This is a genomic window from Enemella dayhoffiae (assembly GCF_002250625.1).
GTDB lineage: Bacteria > Actinomycetota > Actinomycetes > Propionibacteriales > Propionibacteriaceae > Enemella > Enemella dayhoffiae.
This window is the reverse complement of record NZ_NMVQ01000001.1, coordinates 207575-233283: the sequence shown is the minus strand read 5'-3', so window position 1 is coordinate 233283 and position 25709 is coordinate 207575. Positions and strand designations below refer to the sequence as shown.

At 70.3% G+C, this 25709-nt stretch carries 25 protein-coding genes, 1 tRNA gene and 1 pseudogene; 13 read left to right on the top strand and 14 right to left on the bottom strand.

The features are described 5' to 3' along the window. The first annotated feature begins 109 nt into the window (after positions 1–109). A complete protein-coding gene (locus tag CGZ93_RS18145) occupies positions 110–802 on the top strand; it encodes a helix-turn-helix transcriptional regulator (RefSeq protein ID WP_176451580.1) in 693 nt (230 codons plus the stop codon). Between the two features lie 90 nt (positions 803–892). On the opposite strand, the gene CGZ93_RS01125 is transcribed toward CGZ93_RS18145, so the two are convergent. Further along, positions 893–2248 carry a YbjQ family protein gene (locus CGZ93_RS01125; RefSeq protein ID WP_094362300.1) on the bottom strand — a complete coding sequence of 452 codons (1356 nt, stop codon included), beginning with the start codon at positions 2246–2248 and terminating at the stop codon, positions 893–895. A gap of 56 nt (positions 2249–2304) precedes the next feature. Here CGZ93_RS01125 and lysS point away from each other — a divergent pair, with 56 nt between their 5' ends. The 3 genes and pseudogenes from lysS (at position 2305) to CGZ93_RS19970 (ending at position 4256) form a co-directional block, all read left to right on the top strand. Further along, the gene (lysS, locus tag CGZ93_RS01120) at positions 2305–3822 is read left to right on the top strand and encodes a lysine--tRNA ligase (protein WP_094362299.1); all 1518 of its coding nucleotides are present in this window, start codon (positions 2305–2307) and stop codon (positions 3820–3822) included. Positions 3823–3952: 130 nt separating this feature from the next. Further along, positions 3953–4057, top strand: a pseudogene (locus CGZ93_RS19975) (YbiU family protein); the annotation flags it as partial. Between the two features lie 88 nt (positions 4058–4145). Continuing rightward, a complete protein-coding gene (locus CGZ93_RS19970) occupies positions 4146–4256 on the top strand; it encodes a hypothetical protein (protein WP_407643915.1) in 111 nt (36 codons plus the stop codon). Positions 4257–4337: 81 nt separating this feature from the next. Here CGZ93_RS19970 and map read toward each other — a convergent pair whose 3' ends face one another. Beyond that, on the bottom strand, positions 4338–5159 hold the full coding sequence (gene map, locus CGZ93_RS01110) for a type I methionyl aminopeptidase (RefSeq protein ID WP_267489700.1): 822 nt from the start codon (positions 5157–5159) through the stop codon (positions 4338–4340). A 4-nt stretch (positions 5160–5163) separates the two neighbouring features. Then, on the bottom strand, positions 5164–5451 hold the full coding sequence (locus tag CGZ93_RS01105) for a cell division protein CrgA (RefSeq protein WP_094362298.1): 288 nt from the start codon (positions 5449–5451) through the stop codon (positions 5164–5166). A 72-nt stretch (positions 5452–5523) separates the two neighbouring features. Here CGZ93_RS01105 and CGZ93_RS01100 point away from each other — a divergent pair, with 72 nt between their 5' ends. Next, entirely contained in the window at positions 5524–6225 is a 702-nt protein-coding gene (locus tag CGZ93_RS01100) for a DUF881 domain-containing protein (protein ID WP_229117110.1), read from the top strand. Positions 6226–6267: 42 nt separating this feature from the next. Here the strand turns inward: CGZ93_RS01100 and CGZ93_RS01095 are convergent, their stop codons facing one another. From CGZ93_RS01095 to CGZ93_RS01065, 7 genes are all read right to left on the bottom strand, one after another. Then, the gene (locus CGZ93_RS01095; RefSeq protein ID WP_094362297.1) at positions 6268–6900 is read right to left on the bottom strand and encodes an aminodeoxychorismate/anthranilate synthase component II; all 633 of its coding nucleotides are present in this window, start codon (positions 6898–6900) and stop codon (positions 6268–6270) included. A 7-nt stretch (positions 6901–6907) separates the two neighbouring features. Further along, positions 6908–8839 (bottom strand): Stk1 family PASTA domain-containing Ser/Thr kinase, encoded by a 1932-nt coding sequence (pknB, locus tag CGZ93_RS01090; RefSeq protein WP_094362296.1) that lies wholly within the window; start codon positions 8837–8839, stop codon positions 6908–6910. Between the two features lie 67 nt (positions 8840–8906). Next, positions 8907–10346, bottom strand: a complete 1440-nt coding sequence (locus CGZ93_RS01085) for a peptidoglycan D,D-transpeptidase FtsI family protein (protein WP_094362295.1) — start codon at positions 10344–10346, stop codon at positions 8907–8909. Then, positions 10343–11701: an FtsW/RodA/SpoVE family cell cycle protein gene (locus CGZ93_RS01080; RefSeq protein WP_094362570.1), complete on the bottom strand. Its 1359-nt coding sequence runs from the start codon at positions 11699–11701 to the stop codon at positions 10343–10345. The genes CGZ93_RS01085 and CGZ93_RS01080 overlap by 4 nt, the downstream gene beginning before the upstream one ends. A 74-nt stretch (positions 11702–11775) precedes the next feature. Further along, positions 11776–13203 carry a Stp1/IreP family PP2C-type Ser/Thr phosphatase gene (locus CGZ93_RS01075; protein WP_094362294.1) on the bottom strand — a complete coding sequence of 476 codons (1428 nt, stop codon included), beginning with the start codon at positions 13201–13203 and terminating at the stop codon, positions 11776–11778. A 3-nt stretch (positions 13204–13206) separates the two neighbouring features. Further along, complete coding sequence (locus CGZ93_RS01070; RefSeq protein WP_094362293.1) at positions 13207–13674, bottom strand: FHA domain-containing protein FhaB/FipA; 468 nt, start codon at positions 13672–13674, stop codon at positions 13207–13209. Next, positions 13674–14384, bottom strand: a complete 711-nt coding sequence (locus tag CGZ93_RS01065; RefSeq protein ID WP_094362292.1) for an FhaA domain-containing protein — start codon at positions 14382–14384, stop codon at positions 13674–13676. Before CGZ93_RS01065 ends, CGZ93_RS01070 begins: the two co-directional genes overlap by 1 nt. A 275-nt stretch (positions 14385–14659) precedes the next feature. Here CGZ93_RS01065 and CGZ93_RS01060 point away from each other — a divergent pair, with 275 nt between their 5' ends. From CGZ93_RS01060 to CGZ93_RS19825, 4 genes are all read left to right on the top strand, one after another. After that, positions 14660–15052, top strand: a complete 393-nt coding sequence (locus CGZ93_RS01060; RefSeq protein WP_229117108.1) for a fluoride efflux transporter FluC — start codon at positions 14660–14662, stop codon at positions 15050–15052. Continuing rightward, the gene (locus CGZ93_RS01055; protein WP_094362290.1) at positions 15049–15396 is read left to right on the top strand and encodes a fluoride efflux transporter FluC; all 348 of its coding nucleotides are present in this window, start codon (positions 15049–15051) and stop codon (positions 15394–15396) included. Before CGZ93_RS01060 ends, CGZ93_RS01055 begins: the two co-directional genes overlap by 4 nt. 67 nt (positions 15397–15463) lie before the next feature. Further along, positions 15464–15546: transfer RNA gene (locus CGZ93_RS01050), tRNA-Leu, on the top strand. Positions 15547–15659: 113 nt separating this feature from the next. Then, positions 15660–16268: a class I SAM-dependent methyltransferase gene (locus tag CGZ93_RS19825; protein WP_094362289.1), complete on the top strand. Its 609-nt coding sequence runs from the start codon at positions 15660–15662 to the stop codon at positions 16266–16268. Positions 16269–16271: 3 nt separating this feature from the next. Here the strand turns inward: CGZ93_RS19825 and CGZ93_RS01040 are convergent, their stop codons facing one another. The 4 genes from CGZ93_RS01040 to CGZ93_RS01025 are packed head-to-tail and all read right to left on the bottom strand — an operon-like array spanning position 16272 to position 20705. After that, positions 16272–16571 carry a YxiG-like protein gene (locus tag CGZ93_RS01040; protein WP_094362288.1) on the bottom strand — a complete coding sequence of 100 codons (300 nt, stop codon included), beginning with the start codon at positions 16569–16571 and terminating at the stop codon, positions 16272–16274. Further along, entirely contained in the window at positions 16568–17719 is a 1152-nt protein-coding gene (locus tag CGZ93_RS01035; protein ID WP_229117107.1) for a threonine synthase, read from the bottom strand. Before CGZ93_RS01035 ends, CGZ93_RS01040 begins: the two co-directional genes overlap by 4 nt. A gap of 33 nt (positions 17720–17752) precedes the next feature. Next, positions 17753–18550, bottom strand: a complete 798-nt coding sequence (locus tag CGZ93_RS01030; RefSeq protein WP_094362287.1) for an IclR family transcriptional regulator — start codon at positions 18548–18550, stop codon at positions 17753–17755. Further along, complete coding sequence (locus tag CGZ93_RS01025) at positions 18537–20705, bottom strand: malate synthase G (RefSeq protein ID WP_094362286.1); 2169 nt, start codon at positions 20703–20705, stop codon at positions 18537–18539. The genes CGZ93_RS01030 and CGZ93_RS01025 overlap by 14 nt, the downstream gene beginning before the upstream one ends. Before the next feature lie 191 nt (positions 20706–20896). Here CGZ93_RS01025 and CGZ93_RS01020 point away from each other — a divergent pair, with 191 nt between their 5' ends. The 4 genes from CGZ93_RS01020 (at position 20897) to CGZ93_RS01005 (ending at position 25709) form a co-directional block, all read left to right on the top strand. Next, positions 20897–21328, top strand: coding sequence for a phosphatase domain-containing protein (locus CGZ93_RS01020; RefSeq protein WP_094362285.1), 432 nt, complete (start codon positions 20897–20899; stop codon positions 21326–21328). 73 nt (positions 21329–21401) lie between these two features. After that, on the top strand, positions 21402–22994 hold the full coding sequence (locus tag CGZ93_RS01015) for a vWA domain-containing protein (protein ID WP_094362284.1): 1593 nt from the start codon (positions 21402–21404) through the stop codon (positions 22992–22994). A 46-nt stretch (positions 22995–23040) separates the two neighbouring features. Further along, a complete protein-coding gene (locus CGZ93_RS01010; RefSeq protein ID WP_094362283.1) occupies positions 23041–24939 on the top strand; it encodes an alpha/beta hydrolase family protein in 1899 nt (632 codons plus the stop codon). Next, positions 24915–25709, top strand: coding sequence for a DUF1684 domain-containing protein (locus CGZ93_RS01005; protein WP_094362282.1), 795 nt, complete (start codon positions 24915–24917; stop codon positions 25707–25709). The genes CGZ93_RS01010 and CGZ93_RS01005 overlap by 25 nt, the downstream gene beginning before the upstream one ends.

The following is a 25709-nucleotide window of genomic DNA, read 5'->3' as shown; positions in this document are numbered from 1 at the left end:
CGAAGCCCCCTTGGTTCGTGCCAGGCGCCACGGTAGCAAGCGCTGAACAGAAAGTCTATGAGGCGAACGATTTGTAAGGTCCTATGATCGTCGCGTGTCTGCTGCAAACGTGCCATCTGAGACGGCCCTCGCGGGTGCGGCCCTGTATGCCGACGCGCAGGCGGTGCTCACGGCGTACGCGCCCGTGCTTCGCGCCATCGCCACCGCGGGTGGACCGAATTGCGAGGCGGTGTTGCACAACCTCGAGGGCGCCGATGTCGACCTCGGGCACACGATCATGGCGATCGCCAACGGGCACGTCACTGGGCGTGAGGTGGGCGGTCCGTCGACCAGCATCGGGCTCGCGGTGCAGCAGAACCCGGACGCGGACCACGATGCGTTCGGCTATCGAGGGTTCACCAGTGACGGCCGTGAACTGCGCTGCTCCTCGATCTATTTCCGCAACCCGGCCGGACGGATCATCGCCGCGCTCTGCATCAATGTGGACCTGAGCGCGATGCAGCAGGCGCGGGCGGTGCTGGACTCGCTGCTGCCGACCACCGATCCAGGTGCCATCGCTCCGGACGAGTACATCGGCGGAGACCTGGTTTCGGTGATGGACGCGATGATCACCCGCGCGATCCACGAGACCGGCAAGCCGGTCGGCCAACTAACCCGCGACGATCGGATCGCGGTGCTGCAGACCCTTGACCGGCAGGGGGCGACCCAGATGCGCAAGTCGATCGAGGCCATCGCAACGCGGTTGGGGATCTCTCGCGTGACGGCGTACGCCTATCTGGACGAGGCGCGCAGCCGCGACTGAACCCGAGCCAGCCGGGACGCAGATCGGCCCCGGTGCGGGGACCGGGGCCGATCTGTGAGCTGGGTCGTGCGCGTTCCCGAAGCCGGCGGCTCAGCTGTTGCCGGAGAACGGCCATCCCTGGCCGGACTGGCCCTGACCGCCCTGGCTCTGATCGCCCTGGCTCTGACCGCCCTGGCCCTGGCCGGGCTGGCTCTGACCGGGCTGAGCCTGGCCCTGGCCCTGGCCGCCCTGACCGTAAGGGTTCTGACCGTAGGGGTTGCTGGGCTGACCGGCCGAGGGCTGGCTCTGTCCCCAGGACTGGCCGGACTGACCCTGGCTCGAGGTGGACTGGCCCGAGGCGGACTGCCCGGAGGAGGGCTCGCCCGCGGTGCCCTGGCTCTGCTGGCCGTAACCGCCGTAGGAGCCCTGGCCGTATCCGCTGTTTGAGCCCCCGTAGGGGGAGCTGCCGCTGCCGCTCAGCCGGGTCATGTCGTTGTCCGAGTCGCCGCCGTCGCCGGTCTCGGCCGGGTGGCCGGTCCCGGTTGCGGAGTCCCCGGCCAGCTCATCCGAGCCGGAGCCGAAGCCGCCGAACGAGTCGCCGCCGGTGCTCGAGGAGTCGGTCCCGGAGGTCTCGCTCGCGTCGTCGTCCTCGCCCACCAGCAGGGCATCGTCGTCCTCCAGGGAGACGGCGGTGCCGTAGGCGGTGATGTCCTCGGAGCTGGAGTCGAAGCGCAGCCCGATCACCGCGTCGGCCCCGGCCTCCTTGGCCATCTCGGCCATCCGGGAGACGGCCTGCTGGCGTGCCTTGGTCAGCGAGGTGACGTCGCCGCCCCGGGGTCGGAGCGCCACTCCGACCACCTCGCCCAGGGTTCGCCCGACGAACTGCTCCGGGTCGTCCAGCAGGGTGTGCACCTTGACCGCGTGCTCGGCGATGCTGACGCGCACGTCGTCATGCGCCTCCAGGTCGGTCCCGGACTCCTTTTCGCTGCTGCCCCAGTCGTCGGAGGACGCCTGGCCGCCGGAGCCCGAGGTCTGGGAACCCTGACCCGGCTGACCCGGCTGACCCGGCTGACCCGGCTGACCCGGCTGTCCGGGCTGCTGACCGTAGGGGCTCTGCGGCTGTCCGTACGGGTTCTGCTGACCGGGCTGCCCACCAGGCTGCCCGCCCCGCCCCGGCTGCCCGTACGGATTCGCGGGCTGGCCCTGGCCGGGCTGGCCCTGGCCGGGCTGGCCATAGGGACTCTGCGGCTGACCGTAGGGGTTCTGGGCCGGCTGACCGTAGGGGTTCTGCGGCTGTCCGTATGGGTTCTGCGGCTGACCACCGCCGGGCTGGCCCCCGCCGGGTTGACCGCCGCCGGGCTGACCGTAGGGGTTCTGAGGCTGGCCACCGTAGGGCCGCTGACCGTAGGGCTGCTGCTGGGGCTGGCCGTAGGGATTCTGGCCGTAGGGATTTTGACCGTAGCTCATGGCCCAACCCTAGTGCGCGCTCCGGGTCACCACCAGAGTCTCGATAGGCTGTCCGGGTGAGTGACGAACCAGTTTCCCCGACCGCCCTGGACGACCTCCCCGAGCAGCTCCGGATCCGCCGTGACAAGCGGGAACGGCTCCTGGCCGCCGGCCAGCAGGTCTATCCGGTGAGCGTCGGGCGTACGCACACCCTGCGCGCCGTCCGCGACCAGTGGGGCAGCCTCACCGCGGGCGAGGAGACCGACCAGGTCGTCACCGTCTCCGGGCGGGTGGTGTTCATCCGCAACACCGGCAAACTGTGTTTCGCCACCCTGCAGGACGGGTTCACCGCCGCCGAGAACGGGGAGCGGCTGCAGGTGATGCTGTCGCTGGCCGAGGTGGGCGAGCAGCGGCTGGCGGACTGGAAGGCCGACATCGACCTCGGTGACTTCGTCGCGGTGACCGGCCGGGTGATCTCCTCGCGCCGCGGCGAGCTCTCGGTGATGGCGACCAGCTGGCAGCTGGCCGCCAAGGCGCTGCGCCCGCTGCCGACCCTGCACAAGGAGATGAGCGAGGAGTCCCGGGTCCGACAGCGGTACGCCGACCTGGTCGCCCGCGAGGAGTCCCGCGCGATGGTGCGGACCCGCGCGGCGATCATGCGCTCGATCCGGCGTACGCTCGACTCCGACGGCTATCTGGAGATCGAGACACCGGTGCTGCAGCTGATCCACGGCGGCGCGGCGGCGCGGCCGTTCGGCACCCACCTGAACGCGTTCGACATCGACATGACGCTGCGGATCGCGCTCGAGCTGTATCTGAAGCGGGCGATGGTCGGCGGCGCCGACCGCGTCTATGAGCTCGGCCGGATCTTCCGCAACGAGGGCATCGACTCCTCCCACGCCCCGGAGTTCACGATGCTGGAGGCGTACCAGTCCTGGGGCGATCAGTACACGATCGCCGAGCTGACCCGGCAGGTGATCCTGGACGCCGCCGACGCGCTCGGCTCGCGGACCGTCACCGTTGGCGACACCGAGATCGACCTGTCTGGCGAGTGGCGCTGGCTCTCGGTCTATCCGGGGCTGAGCGAGAAGCTCGGCGAACAGGTCACCCTGGACACCCCGATCGAGCGGCTGCGCGAGCTCGCCGGCGCCCACCAGGTCGAGCTCGACCCCAAGTGGGAGGCCGGCAAGGTGGTGATGGAGCTGTTCGGCGAGCTGGTCGAGCCCGACCTGCAGCAACCCACCTTCGTGCACGACTATCCGGCGGTCGCGCAGCCGCTGGCCCGGCCGAAGACCGACGAGCCGCGGCTGGTCGAGGCGTGGGACCTGATCATCGGCGGCATGGAGCGGGCCACCGGCTTCTCGGAGCTGATCGACCCGGTGGTGCAGCGCGAGGTGCTCACCGCCCAGTCGCTGGCGGCCGCCGCGGGCGATCCCGAGGCGATGCAGCTCGACGAGGACTTCCTGGCCGCGCTCGAGTTCGGCTGCCCGCCGATGGGTGGGATGGGTCTGGGCGTCGACCGCCTGGTCATGCTGTTCACCGGCGCCGGCATTCGCGAGACCATCCTGTTCCCCCTGCTCAAGCCGCAGGCCTGAGGCGTACCCCCTCGCTCACGCTTATCGGTCAAGTGTCCCGCGCACCCAGTTGGGGACGCGTGAATGTGGGGCGATAAGCGTGAGCGTCAGGGTGTCCCGACGCGGGCCAGCAGAGCGGCACCCGCTGCTCATGCAGGCGGTCGTGCCGATCCCCGCGGTCGTTCCCGGCGACACCGTGTGGTGGCACTGCGACCTGATTCACGGGGTCGGCGCGGTCGCCGACCAGCAGGGCTGGGGCAACGTGATGTACATCCCGGCCGCGCCCTGGTGCGCCAAGAACGAGGGCGTACGCCGAGCCGCAGCTCGCCGCGTTCAAGGCCGGACTGAGTGCCCCCGACTTCCCCGAGGAGCACTACGAGGCCGACTGGGACAACCGCTTCCGGTTCGACGAACTGAACGCCACCGGACGTCGCGGCTTCGGCCTGGACGCCTGAATCCGCCCGCTCACGCTCATCGCACCGCCTTCACGCGCCCCCAATTGGGGACGCGGGACAATTGACCGATAAGCGTGAGCGTCAGGAGGAGGGCAGCAGCGCCGATTCGGGTACGCCGATCCTGTCGGCCCGGGCGGTCAGCACCAGGGGCCCGTCCTCGGTGATCGCGATGGTGTGCTCGGTGTGTGCGCCGCGGGAGCCGTCGACCGAACGCAGCGTCCAGCCGTCGGCGTCGGTGCGCAACCGGTCGGTTGTGGCGAGCACCCACGGCTCGATCGCGATCACCAGGCCGGGCTCCAGGCGTACGCCGCGGCGCGGCTTGCCGTCGTTGGGGACGTGCGGGTCGCCGTGCATGATCCGACCCACCCCGTGCCCGCCGAACTGCAGGTTCACCCGATATCCGGAACGCTTCAGCACCTTGCCGATCGCCGCGGAGACGTCGCCGAGCCGGTTGCCCGCCCGGGCGGCGTGGATCGCCGCGGCCAGGGCTCGCTCGGTGGAGTCGATCAGCCGGCGGTCCGCCTCCGCGGCCGCAGAATCGGCCGGCGTACCGACGATCATCGAGACCGCCGAATCCGACACCCAGCCGTCGACCTCGACGGCCAGATCGAGGGAGAGCAGATCGCCGTCGACCAGCCGATAGTCGTGCGGCAGCCCGTGCAGCACGGCGTCGTTCACCGAGGTGCAGATGTAGTGACCGAACGGGCTCGCGCCGAAGGACGGGTGATAGTCCACATAGCAGCTGGTGGCGCCCGCCTCGACGATCCGGCGGCGTACCTCGGCGTCGATGTCGAGCAGGTTGGTGCCCACCTCGACGGTGTCGACCAGGTGGCTCAGGGTGTCGGCGACGAAGCGACCGGCCGCCTGCATCTCGGCCAGCTCGGCCGGCGTACGCAGCTCCACCCGGCTACTTCCAGAGCATCGACAGGCCGAGCGAGACCGCCATCAGACCCATCCCGATCAGGATGTTCCAGTCACCGAGCTTGTTGATGAACGGGATGTCGCGACCGGCGATGTAGTAGAGGACCAGCCAGGTCACGCCGATCAGGCCGACCGTGATGAAGGCGGGAGCGACCCAGCGCCGGGTACCCGGGGCGGCGACCTTCGACTTGGCGGTGCGGGTCTCCACCTCGTCCTCGTGGCGCTTGACCTTCTTCTTGTCAGCGGCCGACTTGCGTACCTTCGACTCGGGCAACGCTCCTCCTCTGCTCGGGACGCTAGCGTAGTGGGTGATCGTGCCGAATCCCACTTTCCGAGGAGGCCGCCGGTGACCTGGCGCAGGGTGGTGACGGGGTTGACCTGCCTGGTGATCGGGCTGATGATCGCCGTCAGCAGCCTGAACGCCCGCGGTACCGACCTCCGTCCGGCGCGCAACACCGACCTGGTCGACCTGGTCCGCACCGAGTCCCGACGCAACACCGAACTGGCCCGTCAGGTGTCCCAGCTGCGCGCCGAGGTGGACCAGCTGTCGACCAGCGCCGCCGACTCACCCGGAAGCTCGGAGGCGTTGGCGAGGGCCACCGAGATCGCCGCGCTGACCCCGGTCAAGGGGCCCGGGATGACCGTGGCGCTGTCCGACGCGCCCTCCTCGGTGCAGGCGCCGGGGGTGGATCAGGATCTGCTCGTGGTGCACCAGCAGGACATCCAGGCGGTGGTGAACGTGTTGTGGTCCGCCGGCGCGGAGGCGATGACCATCCAGGGCCAGCGGGTGGTGTCGACGACCGGGATCAAGTGCGTCGGCAACACGGTGGTGCTGCACGGCATCCCGTACGCCCCGCCGTACACGATCCGCGCGATCGGCGACCCGAAACGCCTGGAGGACGGGCTGGCGAACTCGGAGTTCGTCCGGATCTATCAGCAGTACGTGCAGGTGTACCACCTCGGCTACACCCAGCGCACCGAGACCGAGCTGGTGCTGCCGGGGCATCAGGGCAGCGTCGACCTGGCGTACGCCCGCCCGCTGCGCTGACGTTCCCTGAGCCTGCCGAAGGGTCCTGAACCTGTGGAAGGGTCAGGCGGTGATCAGCGGACGTAGCCCCGCCGAGCGCGCCACCGCGCCGTCGTCACCGCAGGCGGCAAGCCAGTTGGCCAGCATCCGGTGCCCGCCCTCGGTGAGCACCGACTCGGGGTGGAACTGCACCGCCTCGACCGGCAGCTCGCGGTGCCGCACGGTCATGATCACCCCGGACTCGGTGGTCGCGGTCACCTCCAGCACCTCGGGCAGCTCGGTGATCGCCAGCGAGTGATAGCGCGTGGCGTCGAACGGGTTCGGCAGCCCGGACATCGTGCCGGTGTCCTGGTGGGTGACCGCCGACACCTTCCCGTGCAGCAGTTCGGGGGCGCGTCCGACCACACCGCCGTACGCCACCGCGATCGCCTGCAGACCGAGGCACACCCCGAAGATCGGCACCCGGCCACCGAGCCGGCGTACCAGTTCGATGCATACCCCGGCGTCCTCCGGCGTACCCGGTCCGGGGGAGAGCAGGATCCCGTCGAACCCCTCGCCCGAAGGGTCGCCGAGGAGGGGGCCGAAGCTGGGGTCGTCGTTGCGCCAGACCTCGACCTCGGCGCCCAACTGGGCGAGGTAGTGCACCAGGTTCCAGACGAAGGAGTCGTAGTTGTCCACGACCAGGATGCGGCTCATCGCGGAATCACTGCGGGGTGGGCGAGGGGGACAGGGTGGTGGGGCCCGGGCTGGGCGGCACCGGGCTCGGCGTGGGGGTCGGGGTGGGCGTCGGTGAGGGCGTGGGGCTGGGCGTCGGCCGCGGCGCGGGGCGCCCGATGTAGACCACGATGCGGCCGCTGCGCTCGGCGTTGGTGCCCGCCTTGGGATCGGTCGCGATCACCGTCCCGACCTGTTGCGCCACGGTGGTCTCCCGCTGCTGGAACTGGATGTTGGTGAACCCCTTCGCCTTGCCGTCGCGCTCCACCGAGGCCTGGTTCCAGCCGATCCAGTCCGGGATCGGGGCCTGGCCGGTGGCGCGGGTCAGCGTCACCTCGGTCTCCGGGTTGACCCGCTGTCCCTCGCCCGGGTCGACGGCGAGGACCTGGCCGGGCTTGGCGTCGATCGGTTCGTTTCCGGCGTCCACGGTCCGCACCCTGTTGAACCCGGCCTGATTGAGCGCCTTCCGGGCGACATCCTCGTCCTTGCCGATCAGCCCGGTCGGGATCGGGACCTTCTTCGGACCGACGTTCACCTCCAGGGTCACGGCGGAACCCACCGCGGCCATCCCTCCCCCGTCGGGGGTCTGCCGGGTCACCGTGCCGACCGTGCGGTCGTCGGCCCCGGCGACCGGGGTCACCCGTGGGTTCAGCTGGGCGTCCTTGAGCCGGTTCTCGGCCACCGCCTGCTGCATGCCGACGACCCGGGGGATGCTCACCTGGGCGGGTTCGACCGGCTTGGTCGGGCGGTTGAACCACCACGCCACCCCGGCCAGCAGGGCCACCAGCAGCAACGCCAGGATCGTGATCACCACCGGCAGGGCGCGGCGCTTGCGCTCCGGTTCCTCCGCGGGCTGGTACTCCTCCTCCAGCGGCACCGGAGCCACCACCGGCGGCGTCGCCGGGCTGGGCAGCATCGCGGTGACGTCCTGACCGGCCAGCAGCCGGGTGATGTCGTCGCGCATCTCGCGGGCGGTCTGATAGCGCTCGGCCGGATCCTTGGCCAGCGCCTTCAGCGTGATCGCACCGATCTCGGGGGTGATCATCGGGTCGAGCTGCGACGGCGGCACCGGCAGCTCGCGCACGTGCTGGTAGGCCACCGAGACCGGCGAGTCGCCGACGAACGGGGGCCGGCCAACGAGCAACTCATAGAGCAGACAGCCCGCCGAATAGATGTCGGAGCGGGCGTCCACGGTCTCCCCGCGGGCCTGCTCGGGCGACAGATACTGCGCGGTGCCGATCACGGCTGCGGTCTGGGTCATCGTGGCCGAGGTGTCGGAGATGGCCCGCGCGATGCCGAAGTCCATCACCTTCACGGTGCCGGTCGGGGTGAGCATCACGTTGGCCGGCTTGATGTCGCGGTGGATGATGCCGGCCTTGTGCGAATAGGAGAGCGCGTCCAGCACTCCCTGGGTCAGCTCCAGCGCCCGCTCGGGCAGGATCTTGCGGCCGTCGCGCAGCACATCGCGCAGGGTGTGCCCCTCGACCAGCTCCATCACGATGTACGGGATCGCCAGCCCCGACTTGTCGTCGTGCTCCTCGCCGGTGTCATAGACCGCAACGATGTTCGGGTGGTTCAGCCCGGCGGCCGACTGCGCCTCGCGGCGGAAGCGTGCCTGGAAGGTGGGATCGCTGGCCAGGTCGGTGCGCAGCTCCTTGACCGCCACCGGCCGGCCGAGCCGGGTGTCGTACGCCCGGCGTACCTCGGCCATGCCGCCGCGCCCGATCACGTCGCCGAGCCGATAGCGGCCGCCGAGCAGCCGGGCGGGTACGCCGTGGCCGTCGGGGGCCAGGTGGGTGGCGTCCGGGTCGTTCGGCGGGGCGTACGCCTCGGTGGGCTCCTGGTCGGGGCGTTCGAACGGGTTCGCCGGTTCGGCGGCCCGGCGGGGCCGGGTCGAATCGCCGGGATGCTGGTTGCTCATCGCTCACCTCGCCGTGTGGCCTGGCGTCGTGTCGCCTTCGGTTGCGTCGTGGGTGCGGGTCCAGGGCTCACAGCACGGCCTCCATCACGGACTTGGCGATCGGGGCGGCCACCCGGCCGCCGGCAATGTCACTGCGTTGGATGTTCGCGTCCTCCACGAACGCGGTCACCGCGACCGCCGGCTGTCCGCTGGAGTCCAGCGCATAGCTGGTGAACCAGGCATACGGGGGCCGCTTCGGGTCGGACTGGGCGGTACCGGTCTTGCCGCCCACCTTGACCCCGCGGATCTGGGCGTTCTGGCCGGTCCCGTCGGTGACCACGTGCTGCATCATCTCGGCGAGCAGTTTCGCGTTGTCTGCGCTCATCGTGCGGCCCTTCAGTCGGGGCTTTCGGGTCTCGATCGGGGTGAGGTTGCTGCCGCGCACAGTGGACACCAGATAGGGCTCGTAGAGGTCGCCGTTGTTGGCGATCGCCGAGGTCACCATGGTCATCTGCAGCGGGGTGGCGGCCACGTCGTGCTGGCCGATGGCGGTCAGGGCGGTCTCCGGCAGGTTGGGGTTGTCCGGATAGCGGCTGGCCACGGCGTTGAGCTCGGTCAGCGGTCGCGACCCGAAGCCGAACTTCTCCGCCTGGGCACGCAGCTTGTCCGCCCCCAGCTCCAGACCGAGGTTGGCGAAGGCGGTGTTGCAGGACACCTTCAGCGCCTGGTCGATGGTCACGTTGGCGCCGCCACAGTCGGAGTCGTTGGTCAGGTCATAGCTGGTCTGCGGCAGCCGCAGCCGCTCCGGCGAGGCGACCTGGCCCTCCGGCCTGCGCCCGTTCTCCAGGGCGGCGGCCGCGGTGACCAGCTTGAAGATCGACCCCGGCGGATAGATCTCGCGGGCGGCGCGGTTGGCCATCGGCCGGTCGGTGTCCGAGGCGAGATCCTGATAGGCCCGGTTGGCGGCGCGGATGTCGTGGCTGGCGATCAGGTTGGGGTCATAGGACGGGCTGGTCACCATCGCCAGCACCGCGCCGGTGCGCGGGTCCATCGCGACCACGGCCCCCTTGCGGTTGCCGAGCGCCTCGGCGGCGGCCCGCTGCGCCTTCGGGTTGATCGTGGTCTCCACCGAGGCTCCGGTCGGCTTCTGCCCGGTGACGGTGTCCAGCACCCGGCGGATCAGCTGCGAGTCGGCGGTGCCGGCGAGCTCCCGGTTCATGGACGCCTCGAGCCCGGAGCGGGCGTGGTCATAGGAGTAGTAGCCGGTGATCGGGGCGTACAGCTTCGCCTCGGGATAGCTGCGCTGGAACTGGAACTGGTCCTTGCTGGGCGCGGTCTGGGCGATCTGGGTCTGCCCGGCCATGATCGGCCCGCGGTCCTGGGCGAACTCCTCGTCGCGGGTACGCCGGTTCTGCGCGTTGGCGTTCAGCGAGTCCTGACGGACGACCATGGTGAAGGTGCCGTTGGCGAGCAGCAGGCCGAACATCAGCATCGCGACGATGGCCACGCGGCGGATGGGACGGTTCATCGCTGAGCCCTCCCGTCACCGCGGATCACCTGGGTGGTGTCGGAGTCGAAGCCGTCCGCGGCGTACGCCGGGCCGGCCAGCGGGTCGGCGCTGACCCGGGCCACCGGCTTGCGGGCCTGGTGCGAGATCGCCAGCAGCAACCCGACGATGGCCCAGTTGGCGACCAGCGAGGAGCCGCCCTGGGACAGGAACGGGGTGGTCTGGCCGGTCAGCGGCAGCAGCCGGGTGACGCCGCCGATGATGGTGAACACCTGCAGGGCGAGCACGAATGAGAGCCCGGCCGACAGCAGCTTGCCGAACGGTTCCTTGGCGGCCAGCGCGGTCCGCAGGCCGCGGGCGACGATCAGGGCGTACACCATGATCACCGCCATCAGCCCGGCCATGCCCAGCTCCTCGCCGATGGCCGCGGCGATGAAGTCCGACTTGGCGAAAGTGGTCAACCCCGGGCGCCCGAGACCCCAGCCGCGGCCGAGCAGGCCGCCCCAGGCGATCCCGAACTGGCCGTTGATGATCTGGTTGTTCTGGTCGAAGTTGTCGAACGGGTGCAGCCAGCCGTCGACCCGGACCTGGACGTGACTGAACAGCAGAAATCCGGCGTACGCCCCCGCCGAGAACAGCAGCAGTCCCAGGATCGGCCAGCTCGGCCGTTCGGTGGCGACATAGAGCATCATCACGAACAGCCCGAAGAACAGCAGCGAGGTGCCCAGGTCGCGCTGGAACACCAGCACCGCCAGCGAGGCCAGCCACATCAGCAGGATCGGGCCGAGGTCGCGGGGCCGGGGCAGGTCGATGCCGAGGAAGCGGGCGCCGGCCAGGGCGAGCACGTCGCGCTTCTCCACCAGATAGGAGGCGAACGCGATGGCCAGCACGATCTTCGCCACCTCGGCCGGCTGGAACGTGTAGGGGCCGATCGCGATCCAGATCCGCGAGCCGTAGACCTCCTTGCCGATGAACGGCAGCAGCGGCATCAGCAGCAGCCCGAGGCCGGCCACGAAGAGGGTGTAGGTGTAGCCCTGCAGCGGTCGGTGGTCGCGGAGCAGGAACAGCACCAGCAGGAACAGCCCCACCCCGATCCCGGTCCACATCAACTGGGTGGTGGCGTCGTGGCGGACCGGGTCGGGGATCTTGTCGATCCGGTGGATCATCGCCAGCCCGATGCCGTTCAGCAGCAGCACGCACGGCAGGATCAGCGGGTCGGCGTACGGGATCCGGAAGCGGACCGCCAGGTGGGCGCCGACCGCGATCAGCAGCCAGATCGCCGCGACCACCGGCCAGTTGGCCGGCAGTTCGTTGAACAGGTTCAGCTCGACCAGCAGATAGGACCCGACGCCCATCGCGGCGGCGAAGATCACCATCACCAGCTCGACGTTGCGGCGGCGGTGATAGACGACGACCAGATCCGGGTCGGCGTGCTGCTGCTGGGCGGTGCTCACGTGCACTCACCCGCCTGGGCCGGCTGCGGGGTCGGCGTGGGGCTGGGCGTGGGGCCGGGGATCGGGTCCGGGCCGCCGGGCACCTGGGTCGGGCCGCTGGGGGTGGGGGTCGGCGTCGGGTTCTGCGCCGCCTGCCGCTTGGCGATGCAGTTCTGCGCGCGGGTGCGCAGCTCGGCCACGGTCGCCTCGGCGTCGGCCAGCGAGCTGGAGGTGATCGTCTGCTCCACCCGCTCCCGGAAATACGGGGGCAGGTCGGACACCCGGGTGTCCTCGACCCGATAGGTCTCCGAGAGCGGGAAGCCGAGCACCTGCTGGGCCAGGCCCCGGTTGATCGCCACGTTGCCGTCGACCGCGCCGACGAAATACTGGGTACGCGACCACGCATAGCCGGCGGTCAGGCCACCGGCGAGCAGCACCAGCACCACCAGGGCACCGAGCAGCGCCCGCCACAGTCGGCGCCGCGGGGCCGCGTGCGGGGCATAGCGCGTGGTCTCCTCATCGCTCACCGCCGAACCCTTGGGGGCGGGGGAGTCGGGGATGGTGTTGCCGTCGGCGTCGGTACGCCGGGTCGGGGTGCGATCACCAAGGTCGACCGACCGGGCGGCCACCGTGGGCACCTCCCGCTCGGTGGAGGCGCCGAGCACCTTGGCCGCGGTTGTCGCCTCGGCCTCGTCGGCGACCACGTCGGCCACGATGATGGTGATGTTGTCGATCCCGCCCTCGCGGTGGGCGGCGTCGATCAGCGCCTCGAGGGCCGCGTCGGGGTCGCTGCGCTCGGTCAGGATCTGGCGCAGCTCGTCGTCGTCGACCAGACCACACAGGCCGTCGGAGCACAGCAGCAGCCGATCGCCCTGCCGGACCGGGACCAGGCTGGTGTCCGGCTCGCACGCCGGCTGGCCGTTGACCACCTTGAGCAGCAGCGAGCGGTGCGGGTGGTAGGCCGCCTCCTCCTCGGTGATCTTTCCCTCATCGACCAGCGACTGCACCCAGGAGTGGTCGTGGGTGAGGCGTACCAGCTCGTCGTCGCGCAGCAGATAGGCCCGGGAGTCGCCGATGTGCACCAGACCGAGCTGCTCGCCGTCGAACATGGCCGCGCTGACCGTGGTGCCCATGCCGTCGAGGCTGTGGTCGTCGGCGACCAGGTCGGCGATCTTGTCGTTGGCCTGGTTGAGGGCGCCGGCGAGCAGTTCGAGCATCGCCTCGCCGGTGACCGGCTCGTCGCCCTTGGCGCTGCGGTCGGCGCGCCGGATCAGCTGGATCGCGACCGCCGAGGCCAGGTCGCCGGCCGCGGCGCCGCCCATCCCGTCCGCGACCACCAGCAGGTGCGCCGAGGCGTACCCCGAGTCCTGGTTGTTCTTGCGAACCAGGCCGATCTCGGAGTGCGCGACGAACCGCAGGTACAGGTCGTGGTCGGGGGTTGTCATGGGTCAGGTCCCCAACCTCAGCTGGGTACGCCCGATCCGGACCGTGTCGGTCAGGGTGATCGTGGTCGGGGCGGTGATCCGCTGGTTGTTCACGTAGGTGCCGTTGGTGGAGCCGAGGTCCTCGATGAACCAGCCGCCCGCACTGTCCGCCTCCAGTCGGGCGTGCCGGGTGGAGACGTAGTCGTCGTCGAGGATGATCTGGCAGTCCGCGCTGCGCCCGATCTGCACCACCCCGGAGGCGAGGTCGGCGGAGATGCCGGTCTGGTCGCCGGAGACGATCGCGAACCGGCGCGGGGCGCCCTTTTTCATCCGGCGCCGCTTGCGCGGATTCTCCAGGTCGCGGGGGAGTTCGGAGGCCGGCACGGTGCGCCCGAACAGGTCGGTCTTGATCACGCCCGCCGCGGACATGATGAACACCCACAGCAGCGCCAGGAACAGGACCTTGAGCAGAGTGACCGCGATCGCCGACATCAGCGTCCCGAGGGGGCGTGGACGAGCATCCGGGTGTTCCCGATCTCGATCCGCGATCCGGAGTGCAGGATGGCGTGGCGCACCTTGCGGCCGTCGACGGTGATGCCGTTGGTGGAGCCCAGGTCGTTGATCTCGTAGGTCAGGTTGATCCCGCCGCCGCTGACGGTGATCTCGGCGTGCCGGCGCGAGATGCCGGGATCGTTGACGCGCAGGTCGGCGTCGGCGCCGCGGCCGATCACGATGCCGGGCGGGACGAGCGGGTGGCGCATGCCGTTGACCTCGAGCACCAGCTGGGCCCGGTGGGCGGCGGTGCTGGACACCTGCTGGTTGTCCTGGACGCCGGCGACCGCCTCGGAGGTCACGGTGAACCGTCCGGTCGGCAGCTCGGGGGCCAGCTCGAAGTGCAGCATGATCGGGCCGTTGAACACATAGCCCATGTTCTGGGCGTGGCTGCGCAGCTCGGGGATGATCTCGCCGGACAGCGCCTTGCCATAGGGGGTGAGCCGGTCATAGTCGTGCTGGGAGAGGCCGATCACGAACTCGTTGGGCACCAGCTTCTTGTCCCGGGACAGCAGCTTGGCCTCCGAGTCGAGCTCCTTCTGCAGCCGGGCCGCGATCTCGACCGGCTGCACGTCGCCCTTGAAGGCGCGCGCGAAGACGCCGTTGACGGCGCCTTCGATGCCCCTCTCGAAGCGGTCCAGGAAGCCCACGCTGTCCCCTCTCGTGCCTGGTCGATCGTCCTGCCCCGGCGGCGGGCACGCCACAGTGGCTGGCCGACTCGCCGCACCGATCTTAGGCGGAAACCCCAATCGGGGGCATTTCGGCCTGTCATCACGCTGGCTGAACCTGTCGAAGCCACCGGTACCCGGGTGAGCTGGCAACCTGGTCACCGATTGCCACTCAACCACCCAGAAGGCCCGATCTGACCCCGGTTCGAGCGTTGAGTGGCAATCCATGACCACCTCCGACAGAGCACAATGTCCTGGTGCGATCCCATCAGCGACACGTCCTGCCGGCCGTTGCCGTCGGCGGGGCGCTGGGCAGCCTGGCCCGCTGGGGTGTGGCGCTGGCGCTGCCGCACCCTGGTGAGCAGTGGCCCTGGGCGACGCTGCTGGTGAACGTCACCGGCTCCTTTCTGCTCGGTGCGCTCGTGGTGCTGGTCGAGGTGCGCCGGCTGCACCCGCTGGCGCGTCCGCTGCTGGGGGCCGGAGTGCTGGGCGGTTGGACCACGTTTTCCGCCTGGATGGGTGATGCGGTGGCGCTGGCCGCGGCAGGAGCGTTGGTGCCCGCGGGGGCGTACCTGCTGGTGACGCTGGTGCTCGGCCTCGGCGCGGCGGGGCTCGGCATGGCGATTGCCCGTCGGTCGGGGCAGCGATGACGGTGCTTGCGGTGATCGTCGGTGGCGCGATCGGTGCGGTGCTGCGCTATTGCCTCTCGCACTGGCTGGGCGCCGTCGGCGGAATCCCGTGGGGCACGTTGCTGGCCAACCTGGCCGGCTCGTTCCTGTTGGGCTGTGTGCTCGGCGCCGGGCTGCCGGGGTGGTTGCTGGCGCTGCTCGGCACCGGTTTCTGCGGGGGACTGACCACCTTCTCCACCTTCTCGGTCGAGTTGCTCGAGCTGGCCGGGCGTCGCGCCTGGCTGAGCTTCCTGGCGTACGCCGCCGGCTCGGTCCTGCTTGGTCTGCTCGCCTGCTGGGCCGGCATCTCGCTGGTGAGCGGCTGAAACCGAATTGCGTACGTCCACCGGCGCCGTGCTAAAGTTTCACGGCTGATGGACCACGGTTCATCGAGCGCGAGTGGCGGAACGGCAGACGCGCTGGCTTCAGGTGCCAGTGTCCTTAGGGACGTGGAGGTTCAAATCCTCTCTCGCGCACAAACCAAGCTCTCGGTCGGGTCGGTCCGGCCGAGAGTTTTTCGTTTCGGGCGGTGCGCCAGCCCACTACGCGATGTGGCACTCCGTCCGCGAGGTCGGTCTAGGCTCGACGGGTGAGTCAGGTCCAACAGGCGTACGCCCAGGTCGCAAGCCGGTACATCGAGCTGTTCGGTTCCGGGGCCCATGAGCACGCCGACGACCTGAGTCTGATCGTGCGACATTTGACCGGCATCGCCGGCCCGGTCATCGATCTCGGTTGTGGGCCCGGGCACCTGACGGCGTTCCTGGCTGCGCGCGGTGCCGAGGTGACCGGCATCGACCAGGTGCCCGAGTTCATTGCCCACTCCCGACGCACCCACCCGACCAGCCACTTCGAGCTTGGCTCGATCACCGCCATCGACCGGCCAGACGACTCCGTGGCCGGGGCGCTGGCCTGGTACTCCCTGATCCACCTCCACCCCGACGAGCTGCCCGGCGCACTGGCCGAGATCCGGCGCATCCTGCGCCCAGGGGGCCGACTTGTGGTCGGCTTCTTCGAAGGCCCCACGCTCGAGCCGTTCGCCCACCAGGTGACCACCGCGTACCGCTGGCCGGTCGACGAGTTCGCCTGCAGCCTCAGCGCGGCCGGGTTCGAGGTGACCGACCGCCTGCAGCGGCCAGCCCACGGCGAGCGGCGCCCGCACGCGGCGGTTGCCGTCACGGCGGTCGGCACCCTCGCCTGATCCTTATCGTGCTTCGATTTCCAAGACTTCTAGATCGGCGAACACGAGTTCGATCACGTGCGCGTTGGCCGCGATCCTGACCCGGCGAAACTCTAGGCCCAGAGCCTCCGACCACCGGCGGGTCTCCTCATCCGGCGGCAGCAGCGTGCAGCCTGGGTGGAGGTCCTGCCAGGCGACGGCCCAGACATACCCGGACAGGTCGTCGGCGTACGCCTGGTCGGGGTCAAGCAGTCGATCGTCACCCGTGCCGGAGCAGTGCCTGGTCGAAAAGTTCGCCCAGATCGTTCTCGATTTGGGCGTCACTCATCCGGGTTGCCCAGGATGGTCGCCATCTTCTCGGCCGACTTGAGGCCCGTGCCGGACAGCACCAGCACGGTGCGCTGATCGTGGGCGATCTCTTCGGTGGTGAGGAAATGGTCGAGCGCCGCGACGGCGACCGCGCTGGTCGGCTCGGCGTACAGCCCGCGGGCGCAGATCTTCCGCACGGCCGCCAGGATCTCCGCCTCCGGCACCGCGTACGCCCCGCCGCCGCTGCGGCGTACCGCGTCGACCGCCTCGGGCAACCGCACCGGATTGGCGATCGACGCGCCCTCGGCGACCGTCGCCGTACGCCTACCGCTGGCTGAGCCTGTCGCTGCGTTGGCTGAGCCTGTCGAAGCCACCCCCTCGACGATCGTCGCCCACTCCGCCGGCTGGCCGACGAAGATCCGCGGCCGCCGCTGGATCGATCCGGCCGCCAGCAGCTCGGTGAACGCCAGATCCAGCCCCAGCACCTGACTCCCCGCTCCGGCCACCACGACCACGTTGTCCGGAGCCTCGAACCCCAGCTGCTCCCAGATCTCAAAACCGAGGGTTTTCACTCCTTGCAGGAAAAACGGGTGCCAGTTGTGGCTCGCGTACGGAATCGTCGCCGATTGCCGCATGGCTTCCGCGCCAACCTCGTCGCGCGTCCCCGCGACCAGTTCGATCTCGGCCCCAAACGCTTGTGACATGAGAATCTTGGCCGCCGAGGTCGCCTCGGGCACGATGATCTTCGCGCCGATCCCGGCGGCCGCCGCGTACGCCGCCACCGACGATCCGCCGTTGCCGGAGCTGTCTTCGAGGATGCGGGTCGCGCCGAGCCGGCGCAGGTGCGACACCATCACCGACACCCCGCGATCCTTGAAACTGCTGGTGGGGTTGAACCATTCGGGCTTCACCAGCACCCGCGCCCCGGCCCAGTCCAACGGCAGCAGCGGGGTCCACCCCTCGCCCAGGCTGACCCGATGCTCGGCCGGCACCGGCAGCGCCGCGGCATAGCGCCACAACGACCGCTCACCCGCATCGACCTGATCGGGCCGCAGCCCGGGCAGCTCCGACACCGCCAACGGACCGCCATCGTCACCGCGCCAGCGCGGATCGGTCAGCGGATAGCGGGTGCCGGTGCGGTCAACCAGGTGAGGCTTGTCCATGAATTCGTCTTCCATCATCGGCACCCGGCCGGATCAGCCGGCCGCCCGCGGCAGCCCGGCCGCGATCCGCTCGGCGGCGGCGCGCAGCACCGGCACCGCGCGCTCGCCGAACGCCTCGTCCACCCGGCCGGTCGGGCCGGACACCGAGATTGCTGTGGGCAAGCCGATTCCGGGCACCGTGATCGCATAGCAGCGCACACCGAGCTCCTGCTCCTCGTCGTCGATGGCGAACCCGCGCTCGCGAATCAGGGTGAGATCGGCCAGCAGCTCCGCGGCTGTCGCGTGTCCCTTTGCGGTGCGCTGCTCGATGGTGGCTCGTGCGATCAGCTCCCGCGCGACCGGGTCGGGGAGGGCGGCCAGCATCGCCTTGCCCACACCGGTGTTGTAGAGCGGCACCCGCCGGCCGACCTCGGTGAACATCCGCATCGAGTGCGGCGAGGGGCTCTGCGCCACATAGACCGCGGAATCCCCGTCGAGGATGGCCAGGTTGGCCGTCTCACCCAGCTCGAGCACCAGCCGCCGCAGCTCATCCCGGGCAAGTATGCCGACCTGCTCACCCGCCCGGTTGCCGAGCCGGATCAGACCCACCCCCAGGGCGTACCGCCGCGAGGGCTGCTGGCGTACATAACCCCGCGCGGTGAGGGTGCGCAGCAACCGGTGGATCGTCGGCAGCGGCAGCTCGACCGCCTCGGCCAGCTCGCTCAGCGACACCTCCCCGCGGGCGTCGACGATGGCTTCCAGCAGGTCGAACGCGCGCTCGACCGACTGGACGCCACCCTTGTGCGGTTCGGCCGCACCCGCCGCGACACCAGCCGGTTCAGCGCTGGGCATCCTTGGCCTTCTGGGCCGCGCGATAGCGGTGCAGGATCGGCTCGGTATAACCAGACGGCTGCTCGAGCCCCTCGAACACCAGCGCCCGGGCCGCCTTGAACCCCTCGGTGTCGAAACCCGGCGCCATCGCCAGATAGTTCGGGTCGTCGGCGTTCTGCCCGTCCACCTTGGCCGCCATCCGGCGGAAGCTGTCCTCGACGAGCTCGACGTCAACCACCCCGTGATGCAGCCAGTTGGCGACGTGCTGGGAGCTGATCCGGCAGGTCGCGCGGTCCTCCATCAGGTTGGTACCGGTGATGTCGGGCACCTTGGAGCAGCCCACGCCGGAGTTCACCCAGCGCACCACATAACCGAGGATGCCCTGCACGTTGTTGTCCACCTCGTCGCGGCGATCCTGCTCGGACCAGCCAGCCGGATCGCCGATCGGCACGGTGAGCAATTCGCTGCGGGTGCTGCGCGCCCCCTCGGCGGCGAGCTTTTCCTGCTGGGCCAGCACATCCACGTCGTGGTAGTGCGTGGCGTGCAGGGTGGCCGCGGTCGGCGAGGGCACCCAGGCGCAGGTGGCTCCGGCCTTCGGGTGCCCGACCTTCGCCTCCAGCATCGCGGCCATGTTGTCCGGGGCGGCCCACATCCCCTTGCCGATCTGGGCGTGTCCGCGCAGTCCGCTGGCAAGTCCGAGGTCGACGTTGGAGTTCTCGTACGCCGTGATCCAGGCCGCGTCCTTCATGTCGGCCTTGCGCACCATCGGCCCGGCCAGCATGGAGGTGTGGATCTCGTCGCCGGTGCGGTCCAGGAAGCCGGTGTTGATGAACGCGACCCGCTCACTGGCCACCGCCAGGCACGCCTTCAGGTTCGCCGAGGTACGCCGCTCCTCGTCCATGATGCCGACCTTGATCGTGTTCGGCTCCAGGCCGAAGACCCGCTCGACCGCCGCGAACAGGTCGCAGGTCAGCTGCACCTCCTCGGGGCCGTGCATCTTCGGCTTCACCACATAGACCGAACCGGCGCGGGAGTTGCCGCCAGCGCGCGGTCCGCGCAGGTCGTGCAGGCTGCCCAACCCGGCGACCAGCGCGTCCAGGAACCCTTCCGAGACAGGGTTTCCGTCGAGCAGCACCGCATCGGAGTCCATCAGGTGCCCGACGTGGCGGACGAACAACAGGGCGCGACCCTTGAGGGTGGTTTCGCCGTCGGGAGTGGTGAACGTGCGGTCGGGGTTGAGCTCGCGGCGGAACGTCTTGCCGCCCTTGGTCACCTGCTCGGCCAGGGTTCCCTGCATCAGCTGCAGCCAGTTGCGCCAGGCGTGCACCTTGTCCTGGGCGTCCACGGCGGCGATCGAGTCCTCCAGGTCCATGATGCAGGTGACCGCCGATTCGAGCGCGACGTCCTTCACCCCGGCCGGGTCGGTCTCGCCGATCGAGTCGGAGCGGTCGATCTGGATCTCCAGGTGCAGCCCGTTGTGCACCAGCAGCACGCTCGTCGGCTGCTCCGCCGGACCGCTCCAGCCGACGAACTGTTCGGGATGGGCCAGCTCGGTGACCCCGTCGGCCAGGCGGACCTGCAGCCGGCCGTCGACGATCGCGTACGCCGTCGCGTCGGCGTGGCTGCCGTGGGCCAGGGGAGTGCTGCGATCCAGCAGCTCACGGGCCCATTTGATCACCGCTGCGCCACGGGTCGGGTTGTAGGCGGTGCCTTTGGTCTTGCCGTCGGTCTCGTCGATCGCGTCGGTGCCATAGAGCGCGTCATACAGCGAGCCCCAGCGTGCATTGGCGGCGTTGGTGGCGAAGCGGGCGTTGAGCACGGGAACCACCAGCTGCGGGCCCGGGACCGAGGAGATCTCCGGGTCCACGTTGGCGGTGGTGACGGTCACCTCGCCGGGGTCATCGGCCAGATATCCCAACGAGGTCAGGAAATCCTCATAGTTGCTCTGGTCGATCGGACCGGGGTTGTCGCGGTGCCACTGGTCGATCTTCGCCTGCAGCTCGTCGCGGCGCTCGAGCAGTGCCGTGCGGCGCGGACCGAGCTCGGCGAGCAGTTGCTCGGCGCCGCTCCAGAAGGCGGCCTCGTCGACGTCGGTGCCGGGCAGTGCCTCGTCCCGCACGAACTCGTAGAGCTCGCGGTCGATCTGCAGTCGTCCCTGTTCGATGCGCTCGGACATTGCCTCTCCTGACTTCCACAATACGGAATCTTTCTTCCATTGTGACCATAGCGGGCAAGAGACTGACCAGTCAACAAGCGAGGTCTCAGTGCGACGCCCCCCGAGTTGCGCGTCGCCCCCGTTCTGCCGGGGGCAACGCGCGGGCCAGGGGGCATCGCGGTCGGGTCGGGTCGCCGGGCTAGCCTGAACTAGTGACGACCTGGGGACCGGGACCGGGCGTACTCGAACTGCCGTCGGGGCGCCGGGTGCGCGGCCGCTCGATCCGCGCGAACCCAGCGCCGCCCGCTGACTTCACCCTGTATCTCTTGACTTTCCCACCGCGCAACGAGGAGTCGGCGTACGCCTGGTTGAGCTGGCCGGACTTCTGGCTGCCCACCGATCCCGGCCGTGCCCGCGCGCTGATCACCGAGGCGTATGCCCGGAGCGCGACCGAGCGGGTGGAGGTGTGTTGCGGCGGCGGGGTGGGCCGCACCGGGACCGTGCTGGCCTGCTTCGCGGTCCTCGACGGGCTCACCCCGGAGGAAGCGCTGGCCCACGTCCGCCGGCACTATCACCCGCGGGCGACGGAGACCCCCTGGCAGCGACGTTTCCTGTCCCGGTTCACGACCCACCCCGCGGCGTGACCAACCCGTGACCTGAACGGCAGAACCTTTCGCACCCCGGATCCGGTCGTGGGGTGAGACCGAAGGAGCTGCCATGACACCGACACCGTTGCGTACCGCCCTGCTCGCCCCGCTGATCGTCACCGTCCTCGCCACCGGTTGCACGTCGGCCCAGAACACGGCCGGCCCCGCCACGGGAGAGGCCCATCCCGAGTCGCGCACGGCAGGCCGCACCGACGCCGCACGCCCCACCACCGGAGCCCAGCCGGGGGCGCCGGCCACCCGGGCCCCCGACGGCCGCACCACCCGACATCCTGAGCACCCGGTCCCGCCCACCCGGGCTCCGCAGGGCCCGCCCACCACCAACCCGCGCACCGACACCCGCACCGACAACCGCTCCACCTTCGCCCTCGACGTCGACACCGCGGCCTGGACCAGGGCCCGGTCGCAGCTCGGCAACGGCACCCGTCCCAACCCGCACGAGGTGCGCACCGAGGAGTTCGTCAACGCCTTCGACCAGGGCTACCGGGCGCCCCAGGACGGACTCGGCGTACACCTCGACGGCGCCGCCATCCCCGCCCTCGAAAGCCCCGCCACCCGTGTCGTCCGGGTCGGCGTACAGGCTGCCGAGAGCGACCCGAGAACCCGCCCGCCGGCCCACCTCACCTTCGTCGTCGACGTCTCCGGTTCGATGGCCGCCCCGGGCCGGCTCGGCCTGGTCAAGACCTCGCTGCACCAGCTCGTCGGCGCCCTGCGCCCCGACGACTCGGTTTCGGTGGTCGTCTATTCCGATCGCACCCGGGTGGTCCTCCCGCCGACCTCCGCCGGCCAGCGCGAGGCCATCCTCGGCGTCGTCGACGACCTGCGCACCGAGGGCTCCACCAACGTCGAAGCCGGCCTGAGCCTCGGCTATCAGGAAGCACTGCGCAACCAGCGCAGGGGCGGCCTCAACCGGGTGGTGCTGCTCAGCGACGGCGTGGCCAACGTCGGCAACACCGGGCCCGACCCGATCCTGGACACCATCGGCCGCGCCGCCCAGCAGCAGGTCGACCTGGTCACGGTCGGCTTTGGGATGGGCAGCTACAACGACCGGCTGATGGAGCAGCTCGCCGACAAGGGCAACGGGTTCCACGCCTATGTCGATGACGAGATCGAGGCTCGCCGGCTGTTCGTGCAGCGGCTGTCCAGCACCCTGGTGGTGACGGCGCGCGACGCCAAGGCGCAGGTCGAGTTCGACCCCCAGCAGGTGGAGAGCTATCGGCTGCTCGGCTATGAGAACCGCGCGGTCGCCGACGAGGACTTCCGCAACGACCGCGTCGACGGGGGCGAGGTCGGCGCCGGGCACAGCGTCACCGCCCTCTATGAGATCACCCTGCGACCGGGTGGGCTGCCGGTACGCCCGCTGGCCACCGCCACCGTGCGCTACCTGCACCCGGACACCCGCGAGCCGATCGAACGACGCGCCGAGCTGATGGGCTGGCAGTTCGCCAACAGCCCCGAGAAGGCGGCTCCGCACCTGGAGCTGGCGGTGGCTTCCGCCACCCTGGCCGAGTCCCTGCGCGGCACCGGTTGGGGGGCCCGGCGTACGCCCGCAGAGGTCGCCAACGACTGCGAACGGGCCGCGGCCAGGGTCGGCGATCAACCGGCCCGGGAACTGGCGCTGACCGCGCGCCGCGCCGTGCGCTGACCTCAGGGTTGGACAGGGGCCGCCCTCGCTGGGCACGCTGGGAGCGATGGATGAATTGGGTCGCCCCAGTTACGGGGCCAGTGTCTCACCTGACGGCCGGGCGTTCGCGCACCTGGTCGAGGTCGACGGCTACCCCCGTGCGGTCCAGCGGTGGCTGGACGGCATGCAGGTGTCGACGTCCCGTTTCGTGCGGCTGCCGGTCGACGGACCGGTCACTGCGATGCGGCACTCGCCCGACGGCGCCTGGCTGGCGCTGGAGATCGAGCCGGACGGCAGCAACCGGCACCAGGTCTGGCTGGTCACCACCGATCCGCGCGATCCGCGGGCCTGGCGGGTCGACGACGGCGCCAACGACGGCCGCGCCAACTCGCTGCTGATCGGCTGGGACGGGGTGCGGATCGCCATCTCGGTGCAGGGCGATGACCACTTCGGCGAGGCCCGCCTGATTGACCCCACCACCCGGGCGGCAGAGGTGGTCGACCGCCGCCACGGCGCCCGGCTCTACGACTCCTGGGCCGGCAGCCAGGTGATCCGCACCGGGCCGCGCAGCCACCGCGGGGTGGTGCTGCGGCACCGCGGCAACGAGCGCGTCCTGCTCGGTGGCGACCCGGGATCCAGCGCGGAGGACGCCAACATCGTCGCCGACCGGCGGCCGCGGCACCTGCGCCGCCCCAAGCCCCGCCGGTTCGGCCCGACCGACCACAGCATCGGTGACCTCGACGACCTGGGCGGGCGGCTGAGCGTTCTGGTGCAGACCGACCACGGTGGGGACCGATCCCGGTTGGTGCTGGCCACGCTCACCCCCGACGGGGTGACCGATCAGGTGCTCGCGGAGCGCCCCGACGCCGACCTGGACCAGTTCGAGATCAGCGCCGACGGCACCGTGGTGGCCCTGCTCTGGAACGTCGCCGGCGGCCACTCGAAGCTGCAGATGCTGCACCTCGACGACCGCACCCTCACCCCGCCGCTGGACCTGGGCGGGCAGGTCGCCTCCGAGGCCAGCCTCAGCGCCGACGGGCAACTCCTCGCGGTCACCCTGCAGGGCCCCGGACAACGGCGCACCGTCGAACTCGTCGACCCGAGCACCGGGGAGTGGGTGCAGATCGAGCGCCCCCCGCGTCCGGGTGGCGTCTTCGTCCAACCCGAGTTCCGCACCTTCTGCGCCAGCGACGGGCTGGAGCTGAACGGCTGGTGGTACGCCCCGCCCGGGTGGACCGAGCCCGGCCCGGTCGTGGTCTGGTTCCACGGCGGACCGGAGGGACAGTCCCGCCCCGACTACAGCTACGTCTTCCCGACCCTGCTCGAGGCCGGGTTGGCGGTGTTCGCGCCGAACGTACGCGGCAGCGGTGGCTTCGGGCGCGCGTTCGTGCACGCCGACGAGGGGCCACTGCGCCCCCGCGGCATCGCCGACGTCGTCGACGTCGTGGCGCACCTGGTCGACAGCGGGCTGGCCGACCCGGACAGCCTGGCCATCACCGGACGCAGCTACGGCGGCTATCTGACCAACGCCACCCTCGCCTTCCACCCGGGCCTGTTCCGCGCCGGAGTGGCGATCTGCGGGATGAGCGACCTGCACACGTTCTATCGCGACACCGAGCCGTGGATCGCGCTGGCGGCGTACTCGAAATATGGCCACCCGGTCGACGACGCCGACCTGCTGACCGAGCTCTCCCCGATGCGCCGGGTCGAGGCGATCGACGTGCCGCTGCTGACGATCCATGGTGGGTCGGACACCAACGTGCCGGTCAACGAGTCGATCCAGCTCACCGAAGCCCTGCAGCGGCTGGGCCGGCGGGCGGAGTGTGTGGTGATGCCCGGCGAGGGGCACGAGTTCACCAAGCCGGAAAACCAGCAGCGGTTGGCCGAGCTGGTGCGGGACTGGGTCCTGCCGGCACTGGGCGGCGAGCGTACGCTGAACGAATGGAACGCGACGAAGGCATCGTGAGCGCCGATCGGGACGCCTGGCTGGAGTTTCGCCGGGCCCGCGAGCAGGAGCTGACCCAACCGTTCGGCTGGTTGACCCTGCAGGGGTTCCACTGGCTGCCCGACCAGCCCACCGAACTGCCAGGGCTGCCCGGCCGCTGGTCCACCGACGGCGAGAACGCCTTCTGTGACGCGGATCCCGGCGATCAGCTGAACACCTACGGGACACCGCTGGCGGGCCGCAGCACCAAGACGGTCGCCGAGACCAGCCGGGTGCCGTGGCTGACCCACCAGGACCGCGAGATCGAGCTGCTGCGCCGCGGCGGACGGCTGGCCATCCGGATCCGGGCGGCCACCTCGCCCCAGCGGGAGTCGTTCGCCGGCGTACCCTGCTTCGACTACGACCCCGACTGGGTGCTGACCGGGGTGTTCCACCCCTATCCGCCCGGTGAACGGGTGGACGTCGGCACCCACAAACCCGAGCTGAGGCAGCAGTTGCCGGCGCTCGGTGAGGTCGAGTTCACCGCCGGCGGTGAACCGCAGCGGCTGGTGGTGACCACCATCAAGGCGGGCCCGAGTGTCGAGTTCCACGATCCGACCAACGGTTCGGAGACCCCGGCCTGGCGGCAGCTGAAGTTTGCCGAGCCGGACGCCGACGGACGGGTGCTGCTCGACTTCAATCGCACCATCGACATGTGGTTCGCGTTCACCGACCACGCCACCTGTCCGATGCCGGTGACCGGAAACTCCATCACCGTTCCGGTTCGCGCGGGGGAGCGTACGCCCGGCTGA